Raw genomic sequence first — 19,051 nt, forward strand, 5'->3', positions numbered from 1 at the left:
ATCTTTGTACCAACGAGATTAGAAAATTATGCAAGATTATATCACCCAGTCCATCCAAGAAGGTATCAGGCTCAAAGAAAATATCCTGAACAACCGGCAAATGCTTGCCGACATTGAAACTGTCGGCAATCTGATAGTACAAGCCCTTCGACAAGGGCACAAAGTCTTGCTTTGCGGTAACGGCGGCAGTGCAGCCGATGCCCAGCATATCGCTGCCGAACTCGTCGGACGTTTCGTGACCGAACGGGAAGGCCTGCCCGCCATCGCCATGACAACCGACACTTCCATCCTGACCGCAGTCAGCAATGATTATGGCTTCGAACGCGTCTTCGAACGGCAGACAGCAGCCTTGGGAACGAAAGGTGATATTCTGATAGGCCTTTCTACCAGCGGCAACTCTCCCAACGTAGAGCATGCCTTGCAGAAGGCACAATCTATGGGCATCACCACCATAGGGCTCCTGGGAAGGGATGGAGGAAGGTGCAAGGAACTTTGCAATTACCCGTTGATTATACAGCACGCCGAATCTGCCAGGATTCAAGAAGTGCACATAACTATCGGACATATCTTGTGCGGTATCGTTGACAAAAAACTGTTCTCCCATGAATAAAGCGATTTTCCTCGATCGGGACGGTACCATCAATGTTGATTTCGGCTACGTTTACAAGACCCAAGAGCTTGAATTATTGCCCGGTGTAGCCGAAGCACTCCGTATTTTTCAGGAATTGGGTTATCTGCTGATTGTCATCACGAACCAATCCGGTATTGGACGTGGCTACTTTACGTTGGAGGACGCCGAACAGTTCAACCGGGCACTCGCCCAAGAGCTGGAGAAACATGGAGTTATACTGAATGATTTCTATACTTGCCCTCACACTCCGGAAGAACATTGCGAATGCCGTAAGCCTTCTCCTTTCATGGTGACGGAATCGATGAAGAAATATGAAATCGACCCATCCCAATCCTATATGTTCGGAGATAAGAAATCGGATACGGAATGCGGCGAAAGAAGTGGTGTCAAGTCCTTCCGGGTCACCTCTGAGCACTCACTTCTATATTGGGCCAACCAATTAAAAAACAACCTATTATGAATACAGAATTGAACAGTATAAAGGGAAAGAAGGTACTCGTTATCGGAGACGTGATGCTGGATACTTACCATATAGGGGACGTGAAAAGGATTTCTCCCGAAGCCCCCGTACCAGTGGTCCGTGTCACCCGCACCTACAATGTATTGGGAGGAGCGGCCAATGTTGCAAGAAATCTGTTGGGATTGGGTTGCTCGCCGTATGTCGTCAGCCTGCTTGGCAACGACCACAACGGAAACACAATGCAGGAGATGTTTGCTGATTTGGGTATCAGAAACGAACTGTTTCATACAGAACACCCAACCATCACCAAAACCCGCGTAATAGGCAACAGCCAGCAAGTAGTACGGCTGGACTTTGAAACAGAAAATGAATGCCTGAACGAAGAGACTGAGCAGAAATTGCTGGATGCCGTGAAGCGTGCACTCCCCGAAGTGGACATTGTCGTGATTTCGGATTATGGCAAGGGAGTATGCAATGATACAGTATGCCAGCAGGTTATATCCGCCTCTGCCGGGCAAGGGAAGAAAGTCATTATAGACCCCAAAGGGACAAATTGGGAGAAATACCGTTCCGCAACCATCATCACCCCCAATCTAAAAGAACTTTCAGCCGTTTCGGGAATGGATGTGAGAAATGAGGATAAAGAAATCCATAGCGCGGCAGACCGGATACTGAAGGAGTATAACCTTACTTCTCTATTAGTGACACGTTCCGAAAAAGGGATGTCATATATAGCTCCGGAAGTCTCACAAGACATTCCTACCGAAGCAAGGGAAGTATATGACGTTTCAGGTGCAGGCGATACTGTCGTGGCAACTTTAGCAGCTGCGCTGGCAGCCGGTATCCCTATTGCAGATGCCATTTATCTTGCCAATAAAGCGGCCGGCATTGTAGTCGGGAAAATAGGCACCAGCCCCATTCTGTTCAAAGAGTTGCAGGACGAGCTACAAATCGGGAAACCGGCCAGCAAACTTATTCCTATTCCCCAACTTGCAGATACTATAAAACAACTGCGTGCGCAGGAGCGCAAAATCGTATTCACAAACGGCTGCTTCGACATTCTGCACAAAGGACACGTGTGCTATCTGGAAAAGGCCAAAAGACTGGGGGACGTACTTATCGTAGGATTGAATTCGGACAGCTCAGTAAAACGTCTGAAAGGGGAATCGCGCCCCATCAATGATGAAAACGCCCGTTCCACAGTCCTGGCAGCCTTGGAAGCAGTGGACTACGTAGTGATTTTTACGGAAGACACCCCTCTGAATCTCATCAAGACAGTTGCACCGGACGTGTTGGTAAAAGGTGGCGACTATGCCATAGAAAACATTGTAGGCAGGGAGTACGCCCAAGAAACAGTAACTATCCCTTTCGTAGACGGTTATTCCACTACAAAGACGATAGGCGCCATCAACCAAGAGAAGCAATAATCTTTTCAGCGACTTGTTGGGGGGTAATATCCACCATACACTTCTGATAAACAGCCAGCTTGCATTTACCCCGTCCGTCTTTGGTGCACGGACGGCAAGGCAGGGCTGTTTCGAGTATTTCCACCGTAGGTCCCGTAGGGAAACCGAAGGCTGTAGGTCCCATCAAGGCAAAAGCAGGAACACGGAACAAATCAGCGGCATGCATAAAACCCGTATCAGCGCTGATTACCAGATTGGAACGCAACACTATGTAAGAAGATTCCATCAATGAGGTTTGTCCCGCAAGGTTAACTACCCGTTCCGGTGCAGCACTTCTGATTTCCTCACAGAAAGTATCCTTCGGACCAGCCAGAATAACAAATCTATACTCAGAAAGAAGGGCAACCAATTCTTTCCAATAGGAAACGGGCCAGCGTTTCATTTCCCAGTTGGCAGACGGCACCAGCGTAACCATATCTTTGGTTACAAAGTTCTCATACTTGCTACGTATTTCATCCGGGAAACACCAGTCGTGATAGTTGTCTGGAAAATGCGTAATTCCCCATTTCTTCAATGGTTTCTGAAAAGACACCATCCCCCTGAAAGGCTTGTCGAAATGATTGATTCCCAGTTTAAACAACAAAAAGCGTTTGCCTCTCTCTTTGCTCCGCAGAGCAACGTAAGGTTTCACAAAAGGCAATGGAGACACTATCAGCTTCAATATGTTGGAACGGATATTACTATGAGCGTCATAAATGTAGTCGAAATGCTCTTTTCTCAAATCAGCCGCCATTTTCAACAATCCGGCAAGTCCGGTCTCCTTGTCAAACGCCCAAATTTTATCAATCCTGCCATCCATCGACAAGGTCCCCACCATATCTTTCCGGGTAATCCAATGAATTTCCACATCTGCAAACCGTTCACGTATTCCACCGATAATTCCCATACACTGGATAATATCCCCTATCGAGCTGAAACGGATAATTAAGAATTTGGTCATAACAAATTTATTAGAATTGCTGATTCGGCACAAAAGTAAGCGTTAACAACGAAAAAACAAACCAGACTGTAAAAAAGATGCCATATAACATTGCCTACTAATGTATATTATCAGTTATATCCCATTTTCTTGCCACTCCTAAATAATATCTTTATCTTTGTAAAATTTTAAAGAGAGGTATTAAAAGCCTAAGAAATAATACAAAAAATAGTATGAAAAACGAATCAAACTTTTTAGATCGTAATGAGTTCAACTTTCAGCCATCCGAGGAAGTGGTAGAAGCTTTAAAAAACTTCGATGTGAAAAAACTTTGCTTTTATACCCGTATCTATGACGAAGGGAAAAAAAGTATACTATCCGTTTTCTTATCAGAACTTTATAATATAGAAGAATCCCAAATCCTACTCGGCTATGGAGGCGAAGACATTCTGAAACAAGCCGTACACTACTTCCTGACCGAAGACAAAACGAACAAAACCATATTAATCCCCAAGTTTTCCTGGTGGTACTATAAATCAATTGCCGATGAAGTAAGTGGGCGCGCTCTGCAATATCCACTTTATGAGGATGGAGATACTTTTAAGTATGATTTTCATACAATAAAAGAGATGGTAGAACACGAAAAGCCTAAAGTCATCTTAATCGCTTCTCCCAATAATCCTACCGGCAATGGACTGACACCCGAAGAACTCGATACATTATTGGCAGACATTCCAGCATATACCACAGTAGTGGTAGACGAAGCATATGCTTCTTTTGTTTCAGCCGATGCCTCTTATATCCGCAAATTAATTAACAAATATCCAAATCTCATTATCTCACGCACCCTTTCCAAATTCTATGGATTGCCGGGATTACGTATGGGCTTCGGCTTCATCAGCAAAGAGTTGGAACGATTCATTAAATACAGCAATAAATATCTCGGCTACAATCGTATATCCGAGGATTTGGCCATTGCCGCTTTAAAATCAGATACACACTATCGTAACATCGCACACATGATGAACGAAGACCGTACACATTACGAAGCCGAAATCGGTTCTCTTCCCGGTTTCAAGGTCTATCGTTCCGTAGCCAATTTTATCCTTATCAAATACCCCATTGAATTGAAAGAGGCTCTACAGAAGGCCTTTGCAGAACAAAGCTACAAAATTAAATTCATGAACGAACCGGACATCAATACACATTTACGTATCACACTGGGACGCCCGGAACAGAACCGTATTGTCATTGATACTATCAAAAAGATTGCCACACGATGAAAGCCATTATCTTAGCCGCAGGAATTGCCTCACGTCTTCGTCCATTGACTGACACCCAACCCAAGTGCCTCCTCAAAATAGGAAAACGTTGTCTTTTAGAACGCACTATGGACGCTCTTATCAGCAACAATATCAAGGAGTTTATCATTGTTACCGGCTATCGCCAGCAGCAGATTATCGACTTCCTTCAGAAGCGCTATCCACTACAAAACATAACGTTCATATACAACGAACGTTATGCATCAACCAACAACATCTACTCTTTATGGCTTACTGCCCCGCAGACAACAAAAGAAGACATCCTACTCTTGGACAGTGATATTCTTTTTGACCCCAAAGTTATCACGGAATTACTCCAATCCGAAAAAGCAGACACACTTGCAGTCAACAAGCATAAACTAGGAGAAGAAGAAATCAAAGTCATAGCAGACGCCGAAGGGAAGATAATTGAAATTAGCAAAACCTGCTCCATTAGTCAAGCAATGGGAGAATCCATAGGCATTGAAAAAATGTCAGCAGCATATACTGATGCCCTTTTTCAAGAACTGGATGTTATGATTCGACAAGAAAAGTTAGATAACATATTCTATGAAGGGGCATTTGAGCGTTTAATCCCACAAGGATACAGCTTTTATACGACGGACACCTCGCAGTTTTTCTCAATTGAGCTGGACACCGTAGAAGACTTTCACCAAGCACAGCAGTTAATACCGTCCCACCTCTACTAATAAAACCCTATGGCAACATACGACATCCGCCCTCTACAACTCCATATCCTGCAAATTTTGCTTGCTATTGATCGAGTATGTAAAGAACAACAATTAAGATACTACATCATGGCAGGCACTTTATTAGGCGCCATACGTCACAAAGGATTTATTCCCTGGGACGATGATTTGGATATAGGTATGCCAAGAGCCGATTACGACAAACTGATAGCGCATGCCTCCGAATGGTTGCCAGTTCCCTACGAATTGGTCTGTGCCGAGAACAATAGCAAATACCCTTTTCCTTTTGCTAAAATCCAAGACGCCAGCACTACACTTATCGAGCGCAAGCACTCTAGGCTAGGAGGTGTTTATCTAGATATCTTCCCGTTGGATGGCGTACCCACCGGAAAACTATCGCAACATTGCCATTTCGCCTACTATAAGCTATATAAACAATTACTCTATCTAATACACCGTGACCCCTACAAACATGGTAAAGGAATCAATTCGTGGGTTCCACTAATATGCCGTAAACTATTCACTTCATCCCAAATCCAGATGAAGATACGAAAGTTAATGACAAAACACGACTTTGACAACAGCCGTTTCGTATGCGACTATGATGATGGGCTAAAGGGAATCATGCCTAAAGAAGTGGTAGGTCGGCCAACTCAGTTTATGTTTGAAGGAAAAGAAGTATGGGGTATAGAAAAATACGACAAGTACCTTACACAAAAATATGGAGATTATATGACCATACCCCGATTAGGCGAACAGCGCCAACATGAGTTTCATTATTTAGACTTAAAACATCCATATAGCGAGTTTATTTAAAAACAAATATCTATATTTACTCCCAAAATACGAACAACTGCTTTCAGCAAGTATTCTTCACTGTTTAAATACAACTTAAGCTATAACAAGAAAAGCAATGAAAAAACATTACCTTTTTTTTGCCTCGTTAACTTATGCTTACAGCATCTTGCGCCCTTTGCAAGAAGAAATACACCGGCGTGGTGACATAGTAGCTTGGTATTTGGAAGATTCTTGCCCGGATTTATTAGAAAAGCATGAAATTCGGCTAAAGACGTTCGATGAAGTGTTCCGCTTTAATCCCATTGCTGTATTTGTTCCTGGTAACTGGGTCTATGATTTCTTTCCCGGAGTAAAAGTAGAAGTTTTTCATGGCTACCCTATGAAGAAACGTATTGAAAAAATTGACGACCATTTTACCTTACGTGGTTGGTTCGATATATATTGTACACAAGGTAAGAGTAGTACACCCTATTTCACCTATTTGGAAAAAAAACACCGCTATTTCAAGATATACGAAACCGGCTGGTGCAAAGTAGACAGTTTTTTCAATCCAAAACTGCCAGCAGAACCCCACCGAGAAAAACCAACTATACTTTATGCCCCTACTTTTACTAAAGGAATATCTTCCGCTTGGGAAATGACTTCCGTCATCGAAAAACTTGCTAAAGAAAAAGAATGGAATTGGATTATCACCTTTCATCCTAAACTGGACGATGCAATTCTTCGACAGCAATACATAAAACTGGCAGAAAAGTATACAAATATAGATTTCCGTTCAGTGAACAAAGGACTGGAAACCTTTAGAGAAAGCGACATCTTATTATGCGATAGTTCTTCACTGATTGTAGAATATATGATGCTGGACAAACCCGTAGTAACTTTCCGCAACACCCATCCCGGACCTTTTCTACTTGATGTGCAAACAAAAGATGAAGTAGGTCCCGCAATAGAAAGGGCATTAACTCATCCGAATGAGCTAATGCAAGAAATTCAAAAATACACTTCCTACCATGAAAGTCACCGCGATGGAAAAAACTCTGCTCGCGTATTAGAGGCAGTGGATGATTTCATTACATATCATCAAGGACACATCAAATCAAAGCCCCTTAATATTTTCCGCAAGTTAAGGTTGAGGTGGCAACTCAAATATTTCAAATGGTAAACAAATCTTCAAGAAATACTGACCAGCCTGAAATTCTCTCCGACTAGTCAGTAGGTTCTATGTACACATTCCCAAATAAGAACAATAAAAGGCTTAAAACAAAAACAACTGACAATAAAAACACAACAGCCTTTTATTACAAAAAAGAATTATTCACAGTACACGATGTACACAAAGTGATATCAATAATAACTTATGCTAAAAGAGCTTGTTAAATCATTAAATCCAAAGCCACTAAAATAATCTCTTTCTGAATATGTTTTCTTCACAGTAACATCATCAAAAGTCAAAGTTTTTCCGGTAAAATTTCCATCATAGAATGTCACTCTAACGCTCTTATATTGACCAGACAGACATCCCATGACATTGGTCATATGAACTTCTCCCCACATTTGACAAGAAGAAATATTATTATTAAACCCTATTCTAGTCATATAGGCTTCATCATATCTTACAGGAGCTGGAGATTGATTTCCTTGTATGCCATTCGAATAAAAATGCGTATATGGACCACCTTTCTTACGCCCTTTAGCACGATCCCAAAGCCGCAATTCAAAATTCCTTATATATGAGCCATCGGGCTCAAACTCCGCTCTCGTAAGAGGATACTGTCTTCTCAATTCATAGGCATAATCTAGTTCTTCTTTAGAATCATAAAATTCAATAGACAAGTCCGGCTTTATTTCTATAGCTACATTAGGAATATTATTTAATTCATCAAAGATACGTTTAATAGTTTCATCCTTTATTTGAAACCCATCACCAAACACACAATCAGAAACATAAGTTTCTCCCTTATAAGTAAACTTAAGTACACCAATAACATTTTCATCTCCTAAATTATCTGATTCAGAAGTTACTTTTCCAGCAATCACATCATAATTAGCCAGCTCAGCAAAGTTGTTTTCTAACAAGTCATTATCTTGATTACAAGAGAACAACCATAGAGGAAGCATTACAAGCACAATAAATTCTTTCCTTTTCATAACATTTGATTTTAAGTTGTTAATAATATTTTGTAAATATAACCAATTTTATAAAACAAGCAAAAGATATCATCCACATTTTTTAATAATGCATCAACAACTATTCCTGAATTTCAATAATCTAAAAATTCATTCACATAATTCCATCTTCAAGGAATTAGTAACCTCTTTCGTAAACTTGTTAACTAAAACCTTGTTAACTGGCAAATTCAACAATGTACGAAACTTGAAATGAGCAATCACTTGCTGTCTGTTACAAAAACCAAGTACGGAATCGGGCACATCCCCATTGTTCAATCCGTACTGGCCCATTGTTTTATCCTTCAAACACCTTATCTCCTTCCCGAAAACTACTTTATTCATCATCGGCCCACTGTTATGAACCAATTCAACCACACTAGTGAGCTGTTTAGTTCACTCAAGTGAACATCACGGCTCACTAACGTGGGCTGCTGAAGAATCCAAAAGTAAAACGAAAGAATGAAAAGGATGCAACAGAAGAAAGAAGGATGCGGAACGGAAGAAAACACGGGTGAGAGCAAAATTTACCCTCACCCTTTTCGATTGCTCTCACCCACCCCTGCAATGCCGATGAATAGGGAAGTTAAAGAAAAGAGTGAGAGCGGTGAGGGCAGAAATGCAAACTTAAAAACGGAAAGAGTCAAATTATTTTCCGGGCATTACTTAGCCACTTTGACGGATTAGTCGTATCTTCGCACGATGGAAAATCGTCGAAAAGAACAGCAGCATTATGAGAGTCATTGTTGACAACAAAATACCTTTCATTAAAGAAGCCATCGAAAAAATAGCCGACAGCGTGATTTATACTCCCGGCAGAGACTTCACTCCGGAGTTGGTAAAAGATGCCGATGCACTGATTATACGTACCCGCACTCGCTGCAACAAGGAACTGCTGGAAGGCAGTAAAGTCCGCTTCATTGCCACCGCTACCATAGGCTTCGACCATATAGATACGGAATATTGCCGTGAAGCAGGCATCGCTTGGACCAATGCCCCCGGATGCAATTCAGCATCCGTAGCTCAATACGTGCAATCAGCCTTACTATTATTGCAACAACTCAAAGGAGTACAACTGTCCGAATTGACATTAGGCATCATCGGCGTAGGCAATGTGGGTAGCAAAATAGCCCAAGTAGGGCAAGAACTAGGCATGCGTGTCCTGAAGAATGACCTGCCCCGGCAAGACAAGGAAGGAGAGAGCGATTTCAGTTCCTTGCAAGCACTCGCAGCAGAATGTGATATCCTCACCTTCCACATACCTTTATATAAGGAAGGGCCATACAAAACATTCCATTTGGCAGACCATACTTTCTTCCGGTCATTAAAACGCTGTCCCGTCATTATCAATACCTCACGTGGAGAGGTGATTGAAACCAATGCGCTCCTGAATGCCTTAGAAGACGGACTGATTTCCGATGCCATCATTGATGTATGGGAGAATGAGCCTGATATCAATCTTACCTTATTAAATAGAGTGTTCCTTGGAACTCCCCATATAGCCGGTTATTCAGCCGACGGAAAAGCCAATGCCACCCGTATGTCCCTGGATGCCCTTTGCCGTTTCTTTCACATCAAAGCCGACTACCGCATCGCTCCCCCCCAACCCCGGAACCCGATTATTACCGCCGGCAACCTGGCAGAAGCATATCTGCAAATGTATGACCCGAGAAGGGACAGCGAAGCACTGAAAACACATCCCGAACAATTTGAAAAATTGCGGGGAGACTACCCGCTACGAAGAGAAAAAGATGCTTACATTTATATCCCAAAGTAGCACATACATTTAGAGATACAGCCCGATAATACAAAAGACGTCACTATATAAGCTCCTCACGCCTTTACTATCAATGCCGAATCAGAGGAAACTATAGGCAAAACATTACAATATCAATGCAAAAAATACAGTTAGAGAAATCACTCAGTGAAGGATTTATTTTTTATGCAATTCAACTCTGACGATTGCCATACAATTTCTATTTTATCTGATTCACAGTCCCCGGCTCGCCATGATGGACGTGGGAGGCTGGATGTTTTATATAACGGCCGCTTGCTCACATGCCGCCTTGTGGGCACTTATTCCTTACATCATATCCTTAATCGTAGCCATTACCGTCCGGCGCCATCAAGCCGCCGCCATCACACACATTATTCTTGTATCATTACTCAATATACTTGCTTACATAGACGGCAGTGTGTACAGTCTTTACAAGTTCCATATCAATGGTTTTGTACTGAATCTCCTGGTTGGAGAGGGCAACAGTGAGATTTTCACATTCAGCTTCTGGCTTTATCTGAAGATTGCAGGAGTATTAGTGGGTATATTTGCCGCCAATACTTTGCTAAGAATACTCGCAGGCCATTGTTATACCCGCTTTCACCGCTGTGGCTTCCGTCCTGTACTTGCCACTCTGATTTTGTTTGCACTATTCTCTAACTTTTATCATGCCTATGCCGCCGTAGCGCAAAAGACTTCAGTGATTCGCAGCGCCCCCTGCCTGCCCTATTACTTCCCGCTTACGGCAACTCGCCTGATGATGAAGTTAGGAGTGGTCTCATCCAAGGATGTCATTAAAATGAACTTCAACAACAAAAAGCAGTCTGCTGACCTCAACTATCCGATAGATTCTTTGAAATACGAAGTCCATTCCAACCCCAAGAATGTAGTGCTGATAGCCATAGACTCATGGAACTACCGCGCCTTTAACCAGGACATTACACCTCATATCAGCCACTTTGCCGACAGTTGCAGCAGATTCACCTCCCATCTAAGCAGCAGCAATGGCACACGTGGAAGTATCTTCGGGCTTTTCTTCAGTCTCTCATCCATCTACTGGACTGATTTTGAGGTATCGGGCATACAGCCCCTGCTCATAGAAGAACTATTGAAGCAGAATTATCAGATAGGTATTTATCCCAGTGCTACAATCGTCAACCCGCCATTTGCCAAAATACTTTTCTCAAAGGTACCCGACTTGCGTACCCATACCGAAGGAAAAACCGTTTATGACCGCGACTGCCGTATTACAGCAGATTATCTGCAAGCACTCGATACGCTGGGCAGCGGTACAAAACCTTTCTTTTCCTTTCTCTTCTATGATTTGGCACACGGATATGAAGTGCCGAAGGACAAGCTTTATCGTTTCCAACCGTCCTGGGAGTTCGCCGACTATATGAAACTGAACAACGACATAGACCCTACTCCTTTCCTGAACCTCTACTACAACTGCGTGGCGGAAGCCGACTCACTGGTGGGATGCGTCCTCCACAAACTTGAGGAAAAGAAACAGCTGGACAATACCCTGGTCATCATTACCGGAGACCATGGACAAGAATTCAATGAGAATCATAAAAATTATTGGGGTCACGGCAGTAATTATTCACCGGTACAAACACATATCCCCTTCCTATTATATGAACCGGGAGAACAGCCACATACTTACCATCACCGTACCACGCACTATGATTTTGCACCAACCTTAATGAATAAAGTGCTGGATGTAACCAATCCGCCTTCCGATTACAGTATGGGGCATTTAATAACCGATACTTGTCCACGGAACTGGCATATCATGGGTGACCATCTCAATTATGCCTTTATCGTAGAAAATCATACTATTCTAGAAAAACACCCTTCCGGATATATAGAGATCAATGACAGTGCATTGAATCCCCTGGAAAACTACAAGATAGACAACCGCAAGCTGAACGAAGCCATCCTCTCCCTTAACCGATTCTATAAATAACTGGGAGAGAGGCCTTCCACCAACTCCTCTATCACCTTCGGATAGTATTCATACTCCAGCCGGTGGATGCGTTGCGCCAGCTCCTCCGGCGTATCGCCCGGCAGTACGGGGCATTTCTGCTGACAGATAATTCCGCCTTCGTCATAATGCTCATTCGTATAATGGATGGTAATACCGCTTTCCTTTTCGCCGGAAGCAATCACTGCCTCGTGCACACGGTCGCCGTACATCCCCTTTCCGCCGAACTTGGGCAGCAACGAAGGATGTATATTTATCATTTTATTGGGATAAGCATGCAGAATATTGTCCGGCACACGTGCCAGGAATCCTGCCAATACCACAAAATCAATATCATACTCTCGAAGCGTCGACAAAATAAGCTCTCCACTTTCCCAATCGCTCTTGGCAAACCAGACACAAGGCACTCCCAGCCCCTTGGCACGCTCTAAAACGAACGCATTCTGCCGGTTAGTCAAAACCAGAGCCACACGTGCCGAACCTTTTTCCCGGAAATAACGGATGATATTCTCGGCATTCGTACCACTTCCCGACGCTAAAACTGCGATATTTTTTCCCATAATCCCTCCAATCACTGCACAAAACCGTGAAAAATGTGCAAAAAGGTGCATTTAATTCATCAAATATTTGCGAGGAATGATAAATATTCATTCCTTTGCACCGCAAATTTAAAGAAATAAAACTAATTATTAATTAAAAACTTAAAGTTATGTCTGAAATTGCATCAAGAGTGAAAGCGATTATCGTCGATAAATTAGGCGTAGAAGAATCAGAAGTTACTAACGAAGCTAGCTTCACTAACGACCTGGGAGCTGATTCTCTTGACACTGTAGAACTTATCATGGAATTCGAAAAGGAATTCGGTATCTCTATTCCCGATGACCAGGCTGAAAAGATTGGTACTGTAGGTGATGCTGTATCTTACATCGAAGAACACGCTAAGTAATCTTATCCATTCGTTTATAACATGGAATTAAAAAGAGTTGTAGTAACAGGTCTCGGCGCCATTACTCCCATTGGCAACAGTGTTCCCGAATTCTGGGAAAATCTTGTGAATGGGGTTAGTGGAGCAGGACCTATTACTCATTTCGATGCATCGCTTTTCAAGACTCAGTTTGCATGCGAAGTAAAAGGCTTCGATGCTACCAAATATATGGACCGCAAAGAGGCCCGCAAGATGGACTTGTACACACAATATGCCATTGCAGTAGCCAAAGAAGCGGTAGGTGACTCTGGGCTTGACGTCGAAAATGAGGATTTAAACAGAATCGGTGTCATCTTCGGCGCCGGTATCGGTGGCATCCGTACATTCGAAGAAGAGGCGGGCAACTATGCCCTGACCGGTAAGGAAAACGGCCCCAAATTCAATCCGTTCTTCATCCCCAAGATGATTTCGGACATTGCTGCCGGACAAATTTCCATCATGTATGGTTTCCATGGTCCTAACTACGCAACTTGTTCTGCATGTGCCACTTCCACAAATGCCATTGCCGATGCGTTTAACCTCATCCGTCTGGGTAAGGCCAATGCTATCGTAACCGGTGGTTCGGAAGCTGCCATCGCCGCTTGCGGTGTAGGCGGTTTCAATGCCATGCATGCATTGTCAACCCGCAATGATTCTCCCGAAACTGCATCCCGTCCGTTCAGCGCAAGCCGTGACGGATTCATCATGGGTGAAGGTGGCGGTTGTCTCGTTCTAGAGGAACTGGAACACGCCAAGGCACGCGGTGCCAAAATCTATGCGGAAGTTGCCGGCGTAGGAATGTCTGCCGACGCTCATCACCTGACAGCCTCTCACCCCGAAGGTTTGGGAGCCAAGTTAGTGATGTTGAATGCGTTGGAAGATGCAGAAATGAAACCCGAAGAAGTAGATTATATCAATGTTCACGGTACATCTACTCCCGTAGGTGATATTTCGGAAGCAAAAGCAATCAAAGAGGTATTCGGACAGCATGCGTATGAGTTGAACATCAGTTCAACAAAATCCATGACCGGTCATTTGCTGGGCGCTGCCGGTGCGGTAGAATCCATTGCAAGCATCCTCGCCATCAAGAATGGCATTGTTCCTCCGACCATCAACCACGAAGAGGGTGATAACGACGAAAACATCGACTATGACCTGAACTTCACGTTCAACAAAGCACAAAAGCGCGAAGTGAACGTAGCTTTGTCTAATACTTTTGGATTCGGTGGTCATAATGCGTGTGTCATTTTCAAGAAATACGCAGAATAATAAGGTCGTGTTACGTAACCAAATAGATAAAATAAGGCTCTTGTTCCGCAAGGATAGAGAGTCTTATTTTTGTTTTTACAGAATTCTCGGCTTCTTTCCACGTGACATCAAGGTCTATCAGCAGGCTTTGCTGCATAAATCCATCTCCATGCGCTCCGAAAAAGGACGTCCCATCAACAACGAACGGCTGGAATTCTTGGGCGATGCTATCCTCGACGCCATTGTAGGAGATATTGTCTACCGCCATTTCGAAGGACGCCGCGAAGGTTTCCTCACCAACACCCGTTCCAAAATTGTACAGCGGGAAACACTCAACAAACTGGCCGTGGAAATCGGACTGGACAAACTGGTGAAATACTCCACCCGCTCCTCGTCCCACAACAGCTATATGTACGGCAATGCATTCGAAGCCTTCATTGGAGCCATTTATCTGGACCAGGGCTACGACCGCTGCAAGCAGTTCATGGAAGAGAAGATTTTCAAAAACTATATCGACCTCGACAAGATGTCTCGCAAAGAGGTCAACTTCAAGTCAAAACTCATCGAATGGAGCCAGAAGAACAAAATGGAAGTGTCATTCGAGCTTATCGAACAGTTTCTCGACGAAGAATACAATCCGATGTTCCACACCGAAGTCCGCATCGAAGGGATATCGGCAGGCACCGGCACCGGTTATTCCAAGAAGGAGTCGCAACAAAATGCGGCACAAATGGCATTGAAAAAAATTAAGGATGCCGCTTTCAAGGAGGAAGTCCAGGCAGCCAAAGAGCGAAACCATTCAACAGAAACCGCCACAGAAGATAATCCCATGGCAGAAGCTGTTGAAAAATCCTCACAAGAAAGATTAGCCGAAACAGATTCCCATCCGACGTCCTTGGACAACTAAGTCATTGTCTTCCGTCACCAGCTTTAACTTACCCGCAATCTCCTCCAGCGGTGCAGAAGCTATTTCATTTCCCTTTAAGGTAATCATCCGCCCGAACTGCCCGTTGGCAATCAATTCCGTGGCATGTCCGCCCATACGTGTGGAAAGATTACGGTCGAAAGGTGTGGGTGAGCCGCCACGCTGGATATATCCCAACACAGTCTCGCGGGTCTCAATACCCGTCTCATACTCTATCTCTTGAGCGATGTACTCGGCGGCACGCTTCCGCCCGTCCGTCTGTATGCCTTCGGCCACCACCACGATGGAGTAAGGCTTTCCTTTCTTCAGCCGATTCAGAATCGTCTCTCCGATACGGTGGATATTATAGGGAATCTCCGGAATCAGAATCACGTCACCACCGCCCGCCATACCGGAGTATAAGGCTATCCAACCTGCCTTGTGCCCCATCACCTCAATCACCATCACCCGTTTGTGCGAGCTGGCCGTGCTGTGCAGCCGGTCGATGGCATCCGTAGCAATACTGACGGCAGAATCGAATCCGAAGGAAAAATCGGTTCCCCAAATGTCATTGTCTATTGTTTTTGGCACGGATACGATGTTCAGCCCCATAGCGGAGAGTTTGGCGGCTGTCTTCTGCGTACCGTTTCCACCGATGCAGACCACACAATCAAGTCCCATCTCTTTGATATTCCGCACTATCAGTGCCGGTTTGTCCACGTCGGACATCACGCCGTTCTTCTTAAAGGGCTTCTCACGCGAAGTACCGAGCATCGTACCTCCCAAGTTCAGCAAACCGGATAAGGACTTTTCGGTAAACGACTCCACATCCTTGGTCAGCAGCCCCTGAAAACCGCTGTGAATGCCAATTACTTCCATTCCATAATGGTTGATAGCTGTTTTGCATACACCGCGAATGGTAGCGTTGATGCCAGGACAGTCGCCCCCTGAAGTCAAAATACCTATTCTCATGATATTTTTGTTTGAATTATTGTTCTATAGGTCCGTAAAGATAGAAAAAAAAGAGAAAAAAGATAGAGATGCCGATAAATAAGATTACTTTTGCGGTTTAAAATAAGATTTCACAAAGAACGATGAATATTACAAAGTTTCTGAATAAGGTATATTTTGCTCCCCGTCTGAAAGAAATCGAACAATACACCAGCCATGCAGGTGAATTGCAACAGCTTGTATTGCAGCGTCTCATCCGGACAGCGGCAAATACGGAATGGGGAAAGAAGTATGACTATGCCTCTATCCGTACTTATGAAGATTTCAAGAAGCGCCTTCCCATACAAACTTACGAAGAAGTAAAGCCTTATGTAACCCGCCTGCGTGCCGGTGAGCAGAATCTGCTTTGGCCTTCGGAAATACGTTGGTTTGCCAAATCATCGGGTACCACCAACGACAAGAGCAAGTTCCTGCCCGTCAGCCGGGAGTCCTTGCACGACACGCATTACAAGGGAGGCCGGGATGCCGTTGCCATCTATCTGGGACAGAATCCCGAAAGTCGTTTCTTTTCCGGTAAAGGGCTTATCCTTGGAGGCAGCCACGCTCCCAACCTGAACACCAACCACAGTCTTGTAGGCGACCTCTCCGCCATCCTCATAGAAAATATCAACCCGCTGGTAAACTTTGTCCGCGTACCCAGCAAGCAGACGGCCCTAATGGAGCACTTCGAGCCCAAAATGGAGGCCATCGCCCGCGAAACCATCCATGCAAACGTCAGCAACCTTTCCGGTGTACCGTCCTGGATGCTTGTACTCATCAAACATATATTGGAAAAGACAGGAAAGCAGAGCCTTGAGGAGATATGGCCCAATCTGGAGGTGTTCTTCCACGGCGGCGTTGCCTTCACTCCTTACCGCGAGCAATACAAAGACGTGATCCGCAGCAGCAAGATGCATTATGTAGAGACTTACAATGCATCCGAAGGCTACTTCGGAACTCAGAACGACCCTACCGATCCTGCCATGTTACTGATGATTGACTACGGTATATTTTACGAGTTCATCCCGCTGGAAGATGCAGGCAAGGAGAATCCGCGTACCTTCTGCCTCGAAGAGGTGGAACTGAACAAGAACTACGCCATGGTAATCTCCACTTCTGCCGGTTTATGGCGATATATGATTGGGGATACAGTGAAGTTTACATCGAAGAATCCCTATAAGTTCGTCATCACCGGACGTACCAAGCACTTTATCAACGCATTCGGCGAGGAGCTGATTGTGGACAATGCGGAAAGAGGACTTGCCAGAGCATGTGCCGAAACCGATGCACGGGTCATAGATTATTCTGCCGCCCCAGTCTTTATGGACCGGAATGCTAAATGCCGCCACCAGTGGCTGATAGAATTTGCACAAATGCCGGACAGCCTGGAGAAGTTCGCCAAAGTATTGGACGACACCCTGAAAGAGGTAAACTCCGACTATGAAGCTAAAAGACAGAATAACCTGGCACTGCAACCACTGGAAATCATCGTCGCCCGTCCCAACCTCTTCCACGATTGGCTGGATAGCAAGGGGAAACTCGGTGGACAACATAAAGTACCCCGACTCAGCAACACAAGGGAATACATAGAAGAAATGCTGAAGCTTAATAAATAACAAAATATAAAAGCAGATTTTATCACAAAATAATTCCACCGCCCAGCAGCAGACCGCTTTCATCATAAAAAGCCGCTGCCTGCCCTGGCGCAATAGATTCGAGCGGCTCTATCAAGCGGACATGCAGTAGTCCCTCCACTGTAAGACTTACCTTGCAGTGGTTTGCCTGCTTACGGTAGCGTATCTTCACAATAACCTCGTCTGCACCCAGCACGCGGCTGTTCTCCACCAGGTTCCACTCTCCCAGCCACATTTCCTGCTTGTAGAGGGAAGATAGTGGAGCAAGAACGACTTCATTGCTTTCCACTCTTGTCTCTTTCACAAAAACAGCCTTGTTCAGATGGATACCTAAGCCCCTACGTTGCCCTACGGTATAAAACGGATAGCCCTCATGCCATCCCAAGAAATCCCCCTTTTCATCGACGAATCTACCTTTACCGGGTAATAGTGTTTCAGGAACCTCACGCTTCAAAAAGGAACGGTAATCCAAAGGGCAAAAGCACACCCCCATACTGTCTTTCTTTGCAGCCACTTGCTCGAAACCACGCTCCGCCGCATACGAGCGCGCCTCATTTTTCGTAATATCTCCCATCGGAAGCAACATACGCTGCAGGATGTCCTGCTTCAATCCCCATAGAAAGAAAGTCTGGTCTTTGTCCTTATCCGCGGCAGGAGCTATATAATACTTTGCTCCGGACAAGACCTTGCGCACATAATGTCCGGTAGAAATCCAATAAATTCCCTTTTCATCGGCTATTTTAGCCAACAGCACCCACTTCAGCTCATTATTGCAGACCGTGCAAGGAACGGGAGTGCGCCCCATTAGATACTCTTCCACAAAATAGCGGATAATACGCGAACGGAAAAGCTCGCGTGCATCATAGGTAATGTGTTTCATCCCCAGCTTCAGGGCCAGAGCCCGTGCATCTTCCAGATACCCGGTCTCCTCTCCTGCCTCATAGAAACGAAAAGTCACGCCAGTCACCTCATAACCGGCTTCCTGCAACCTCATGGCGGCCACGGAACTATCCGTGCCGCCACTCATGCCAAGCAATACACGTTTATCTGACTTCATGGATACAAAAGTAATAAACGAAGGTGAAATCCGTTGCAT

General features: G+C 44.5%; 19 protein-coding genes. 14 read left to right on the forward strand and 5 right to left on the reverse strand.

The genetic code is table 11. The annotated features are described in order from the left end of the window. Positions 1-28: 28 nt before the first annotated feature. The 3 genes from gmhA to hldE are packed head-to-tail and all read left to right on the forward strand — an operon-like array spanning position 29 to position 2,518. On the forward strand, positions 29-610 hold the full coding sequence (gene gmhA / locus HUX74_RS08330) for a D-sedoheptulose 7-phosphate isomerase (RefSeq protein ID WP_174646480.1): 582 nt from the start codon (positions 29-31) through the stop codon (positions 608-610). Then, entirely contained in the window at positions 603-1,091 is a 489-nt protein-coding gene (locus tag HUX74_RS08335) for a D-glycero-beta-D-manno-heptose 1,7-bisphosphate 7-phosphatase (RefSeq protein WP_174646481.1), read from the forward strand. Before gmhA ends, HUX74_RS08335 begins: the two co-directional genes overlap by 8 nt. Further along, positions 1,088-2,518 (forward strand): bifunctional D-glycero-beta-D-manno-heptose-7-phosphate kinase/D-glycero-beta-D-manno-heptose 1-phosphate adenylyltransferase HldE, encoded by a 1,431-nt coding sequence (gene hldE / locus HUX74_RS08340; RefSeq protein ID WP_174646482.1) that lies wholly within the window; start codon positions 1,088-1,090, stop codon positions 2,516-2,518. The genes HUX74_RS08335 and hldE overlap by 4 nt, the downstream gene beginning before the upstream one ends. On the opposite strand, the gene HUX74_RS08345 is transcribed toward hldE, so the two are convergent. After that, positions 2,499-3,497: a glycosyltransferase family 9 protein gene (locus HUX74_RS08345; protein WP_174646483.1), complete on the reverse strand. Its 999-nt coding sequence runs from the start codon at positions 3,495-3,497 to the stop codon at positions 2,499-2,501. The two genes, hldE and HUX74_RS08345, sit on opposite strands and share 20 nt — an antisense overlap. A 212-nt stretch (positions 3,498-3,709) precedes the next feature. Between HUX74_RS08345 and HUX74_RS08350 the strand changes: the two genes are divergently transcribed. The 4 genes from HUX74_RS08350 to HUX74_RS08365 all read left to right on the forward strand — a co-directional run bounded on the left by HUX74_RS08350 (position 3,710) and on the right by HUX74_RS08365 (position 7,447). Further along, positions 3,710-4,759 (forward strand): histidinol-phosphate transaminase, encoded by a 1,050-nt coding sequence (locus HUX74_RS08350; protein WP_129643287.1) that lies wholly within the window; start codon positions 3,710-3,712, stop codon positions 4,757-4,759. Then, positions 4,756-5,487 (forward strand): sugar phosphate nucleotidyltransferase, encoded by a 732-nt coding sequence (locus HUX74_RS08355; protein ID WP_016272077.1) that lies wholly within the window; start codon positions 4,756-4,758, stop codon positions 5,485-5,487. Before HUX74_RS08350 ends, HUX74_RS08355 begins: the two co-directional genes overlap by 4 nt. A 9-nt stretch (positions 5,488-5,496) precedes the next feature. Then, positions 5,497-6,303, forward strand: a complete 807-nt coding sequence (locus tag HUX74_RS08360) for a phosphorylcholine transferase LicD (protein ID WP_129643289.1) — start codon at positions 5,497-5,499, stop codon at positions 6,301-6,303. Positions 6,304-6,400: 97 nt separating this feature from the next. Next, positions 6,401-7,447, forward strand: a complete 1,047-nt coding sequence (locus tag HUX74_RS08365; protein WP_129643291.1) for a CDP-glycerol glycerophosphotransferase family protein — start codon at positions 6,401-6,403, stop codon at positions 7,445-7,447. A gap of 182 nt (positions 7,448-7,629) precedes the next feature. Here HUX74_RS08365 and HUX74_RS08370 read toward each other — a convergent pair whose 3' ends face one another. Then, the gene (locus HUX74_RS08370) at positions 7,630-8,433 is read right to left on the reverse strand and encodes a hypothetical protein (protein WP_174646484.1); all 804 of its coding nucleotides are present in this window, start codon (positions 8,431-8,433) and stop codon (positions 7,630-7,632) included. 489 nt (positions 8,434-8,922) lie between these two features. Between HUX74_RS08370 and HUX74_RS08375 the strand changes: the two genes are divergently transcribed. From HUX74_RS08375 to HUX74_RS08385, 3 genes are all read left to right on the forward strand, one after another. Beyond that, the gene (locus HUX74_RS08375) at positions 8,923-9,138 is read left to right on the forward strand and encodes a hypothetical protein (protein WP_254592847.1); all 216 of its coding nucleotides are present in this window, start codon (positions 8,923-8,925) and stop codon (positions 9,136-9,138) included. Positions 9,139-9,184: 46 nt separating this feature from the next. After that, positions 9,185-10,228 carry a 4-phosphoerythronate dehydrogenase PdxB gene (gene pdxB, locus HUX74_RS08380; RefSeq protein WP_174646486.1) on the forward strand — a complete coding sequence of 348 codons (1,044 nt, stop codon included), beginning with the start codon at positions 9,185-9,187 and terminating at the stop codon, positions 10,226-10,228. A gap of 211 nt (positions 10,229-10,439) precedes the next feature. Further along, the gene (locus tag HUX74_RS08385) at positions 10,440-12,197 is read left to right on the forward strand and encodes a sulfatase-like hydrolase/transferase (protein ID WP_254592862.1); all 1,758 of its coding nucleotides are present in this window, start codon (positions 10,440-10,442) and stop codon (positions 12,195-12,197) included. Here the strand turns inward: HUX74_RS08385 and purN are convergent. Next, entirely contained in the window at positions 12,188-12,775 is a 588-nt protein-coding gene (purN, locus tag HUX74_RS08390; RefSeq protein WP_117599821.1) for a phosphoribosylglycinamide formyltransferase, read from the reverse strand. The two genes, HUX74_RS08385 and purN, sit on opposite strands and share 10 nt — an antisense overlap. A gap of 149 nt (positions 12,776-12,924) precedes the next feature. On the opposite strand from purN, the gene HUX74_RS08395 reads away from it, so the two are divergent. The 3 genes from HUX74_RS08395 to rnc are packed head-to-tail and all read left to right on the forward strand — an operon-like array spanning position 12,925 to position 15,334. Next, positions 12,925-13,161, forward strand: coding sequence for an acyl carrier protein (locus tag HUX74_RS08395; RefSeq protein ID WP_004291965.1), 237 nt, complete (start codon positions 12,925-12,927; stop codon positions 13,159-13,161). A gap of 21 nt (positions 13,162-13,182) precedes the next feature. After that, positions 13,183-14,448, forward strand: coding sequence for a beta-ketoacyl-ACP synthase II (fabF, locus tag HUX74_RS08400; protein WP_117599822.1), 1,266 nt, complete (start codon positions 13,183-13,185; stop codon positions 14,446-14,448). A 7-nt stretch (positions 14,449-14,455) separates the two neighbouring features. Continuing rightward, positions 14,456-15,334, forward strand: a complete 879-nt coding sequence (gene rnc / locus HUX74_RS08405) for a ribonuclease III (protein WP_226791290.1) — start codon at positions 14,456-14,458, stop codon at positions 15,332-15,334. Here the strand turns inward: rnc and HUX74_RS08410 are convergent. Then, positions 15,293-16,303: an ATP-dependent 6-phosphofructokinase gene (locus tag HUX74_RS08410; protein ID WP_035447667.1), complete on the reverse strand. Its 1,011-nt coding sequence runs from the start codon at positions 16,301-16,303 to the stop codon at positions 15,293-15,295. The two genes, rnc and HUX74_RS08410, sit on opposite strands and share 42 nt — an antisense overlap. Positions 16,304-16,425: 122 nt before the next feature. Here HUX74_RS08410 and HUX74_RS08415 point away from each other — a divergent pair, with 122 nt between their 5' ends. Beyond that, positions 16,426-17,937 carry a GH3 auxin-responsive promoter family protein gene (locus tag HUX74_RS08415; RefSeq protein WP_174646488.1) on the forward strand — a complete coding sequence of 504 codons (1,512 nt, stop codon included), beginning with the start codon at positions 16,426-16,428 and terminating at the stop codon, positions 17,935-17,937. A gap of 22 nt (positions 17,938-17,959) precedes the next feature. Here HUX74_RS08415 and mnmA read toward each other — a convergent pair whose 3' ends face one another. After that, a complete protein-coding gene (mnmA, locus tag HUX74_RS08420; protein WP_174646489.1) occupies positions 17,960-19,012 on the reverse strand; it encodes a tRNA 2-thiouridine(34) synthase MnmA in 1,053 nt (350 codons plus the stop codon). Positions 19,013-19,051: the final 39 nt, after the last annotated feature.

The sequence above is a fragment of the Bacteroides sp. Marseille-P8574 genome (assembly GCF_902825465.1).
GTDB lineage: Bacteria > Bacteroidota > Bacteroidia > Bacteroidales > Bacteroidaceae > Bacteroides > Bacteroides uniformis.

Bases quoted from the DNA above. Each gene is read 5' to 3' on its own strand.
- mnmA (WP_174646489.1), bottom strand. From the start codon at position 19,012: ATGAAGTCAGATAAACGTGTATTGCTTGGCATGAGTGGCGGCACGGAT.
- HUX74_RS08350 (WP_129643287.1), top strand. From the start codon at position 3,710: ATGAAAAACGAATCAAACTTTTTAGATCGTAATGAGTTCAACTTTCAG.
- HUX74_RS08395 (WP_004291965.1), top strand. From the start codon at position 12,925: ATGTCTGAAATTGCATCAAGAGTGAAAGCGATTATCGTCGATAAATTA.
- purN (WP_117599821.1), bottom strand. From the start codon at position 12,775: ATGGGAAAAAATATCGCAGTTTTAGCGTCGGGAAGTGGTACGAATGCC.
- pdxB (WP_174646486.1), top strand. From the start codon at position 9,185: ATGAGAGTCATTGTTGACAACAAAATACCTTTCATTAAAGAAGCCATC.
- HUX74_RS08375 (WP_254592847.1), top strand. From the start codon at position 8,923: ATGCAACAGAAGAAAGAAGGATGCGGAACGGAAGAAAACACGGGTGAG.
- HUX74_RS08365 (WP_129643291.1), top strand. From the start codon at position 6,401: ATGAAAAAACATTACCTTTTTTTTGCCTCGTTAACTTATGCTTACAGC.
- HUX74_RS08345 (WP_174646483.1), bottom strand. From the start codon at position 3,497: ATGACCAAATTCTTAATTATCCGTTTCAGCTCGATAGGGGATATTATC.
- hldE (WP_174646482.1), top strand. From the start codon at position 1,088: ATGAATACAGAATTGAACAGTATAAAGGGAAAGAAGGTACTCGTTATC.
- fabF (WP_117599822.1), top strand. From the start codon at position 13,183: ATGGAATTAAAAAGAGTTGTAGTAACAGGTCTCGGCGCCATTACTCCC.
- HUX74_RS08410 (WP_035447667.1), bottom strand. From the start codon at position 16,303: ATGAGAATAGGTATTTTGACTTCAGGGGGCGACTGTCCTGGCATCAAC.
- HUX74_RS08335 (WP_174646481.1), top strand. From the start codon at position 603: ATGAATAAAGCGATTTTCCTCGATCGGGACGGTACCATCAATGTTGAT.
- HUX74_RS08370 (WP_174646484.1), bottom strand. From the start codon at position 8,433: ATGAAAAGGAAAGAATTTATTGTGCTTGTAATGCTTCCTCTATGGTTG.
- HUX74_RS08360 (WP_129643289.1), top strand. From the start codon at position 5,497: ATGGCAACATACGACATCCGCCCTCTACAACTCCATATCCTGCAAATT.
- HUX74_RS08355 (WP_016272077.1), top strand. From the start codon at position 4,756: ATGAAAGCCATTATCTTAGCCGCAGGAATTGCCTCACGTCTTCGTCCA.
- gmhA (WP_174646480.1), top strand. From the start codon at position 29: ATGCAAGATTATATCACCCAGTCCATCCAAGAAGGTATCAGGCTCAAA.
- HUX74_RS08415 (WP_174646488.1), top strand. From the start codon at position 16,426: ATGAATATTACAAAGTTTCTGAATAAGGTATATTTTGCTCCCCGTCTG.